Annotated in this window: 2 protein-coding genes; both read right to left on the reverse strand. The window is 69.7% G+C overall.

The window, feature by feature from the left end; genetic code table 11:
- On the reverse strand, window positions 1-987 hold a 987-nt coding region (locus tag KGM94_RS25235; RefSeq protein WP_300265480.1), incomplete at its 3' end, for a cyclic nucleotide-gated ion channel.
- A gap of 4 nt (window positions 988-991) precedes the next feature.
- Window positions 992-1,549, reverse strand: a 558-nt coding sequence (locus KGM94_RS25240) for a DHHA1 domain-containing protein (protein WP_300265482.1), incomplete at its 5' end; no start/stop codon positions are given.

Here is a 1,549-nt window from a genome sequence, read left to right on the forward strand (position 1 = left end):
GGCGAGCCGCACACACTGGCTCGGCAGCTCGATCTCGACCTCGCCGGCCGTGATGAAGTACATCGACGAGGCGATGTCGCCGCGGCGGACCAGTATCTCGTCCTGCTCGATGGTACGGGCCCGCAGCAGGCGCATGATGTCGGCGATCTCGGCCGCGGTCAGGTGCGAGAACAGCGGCACGCGCGCCAGCATTCCCCAGGTGACGACGAAGTCGCGGCGCTTCACCTCCTCCGCGAAGGCGGACGAGATGATGGCGACCGGCAGCGCGATCATGGCGAAGCCGCTGATGATCGCGAAAACCGAGACGAACTTGCCGAGCGGCGTCACCGGCACGACGTCGCCGTAGCCGACGGTGCCCAGCGTCACGATCGCCCACCACATCGCCTGCGGAATGGTGCCGAGCTTCTCCGGCTGCACGTCGCGCTCGATGGCGTAGAGCAGCGAGGCGAACATCAGCACCACGCCGATCAGGATGACCACGCAGCCGACCAGCGCGCGCCGCTCGGAATGCACGGCGGACAGCAGCGAGCGCATCGCCGGCGAGTAGCGGATCAGCTTCAGGAACGGCAGCATGCCGAGCACGACGAGCATCGAGCGGTGGCCGGTGACCAGCACGATCACCGCCGGCAGGAACGCCAGGACGTCGATGACGCCGAGGGCGGAAAAGAGGTAACCGAGCCGGTCCTGCAGCGGCGGAACCTTGCGCGGCGTGTGGCCGGCCACCGTCCACACCCGTGCGGCATATTCCAGCGCGAACACCGCCACGGAGAGGATCGCGATCGCCGTGAACAGCGCGCCGAAGCGGGCGTCGAGATCCGGCACCGAGGCGAGCACCATCGCCAGCACGTCGAGCACGATGACGCTGACGATCAGGCGGATGAAGCGCGAGCCGACGGAATAGCCGAGGTGGTCGTGCTCCAGGAGCTCGTAGAGCCGGTCCCGGAGATCGGGATCGAAGAACCCTCGCCTGCCCGGAACGAGCCGCACCGTCTTACGCGCCGATCATGGCTTTTTCGATCGCCGCGAGCGCCGCGGCCGCGTTGGCGCCGTCGGGCCCGCCGGCCTGCGCCATGTCGGGCCTTCCGCCGCCGCCCTTGCCGCCGAGCGCGGCCGACGCCGCGCGGACGAGATCGACTGCGTTATAGCGCGAGGTCAGGTCGGGCGTGACGCCGACGACGACGCCGGCCTTGCCGTCCTCGGTGACGCCGACGATCGCAACCACCCCGGAGCCGATCTGCTTCTTGCCGTCGTCGGCGAGGCTCTTGAGATCCTTCATCTCGATGCCCTCGACCGCGCGCGCCATCAGCTTGACGTCGCCGACCTCGCGCACGCCGGCCGCCGCGCCGTTGCCGGAGGCGGCGCCGCCGCCCATCGCGAGCTTCTTGCGCGCATCCGACAGCTCGCGCTCGAGCTTCTTGCGCTCCTCCATCAGCACGGTAATGCGCGCCGGCACGTCGTCGAGCGAAGTGCGCAGCTCGGCCGCGGCCGTCTTCGCCAGCGCCATGGTGTCGTTGGCGTGCCTGCGCGCGTGCCGTCCGGTCAGCGCCTC

Origin of the sequence: Bradyrhizobium sp., from assembly GCF_028868675.1 — a bacterium.
Classification (GTDB): Bacteria; Pseudomonadota; Alphaproteobacteria; order Rhizobiales; family Xanthobacteraceae; genus Bradyrhizobium.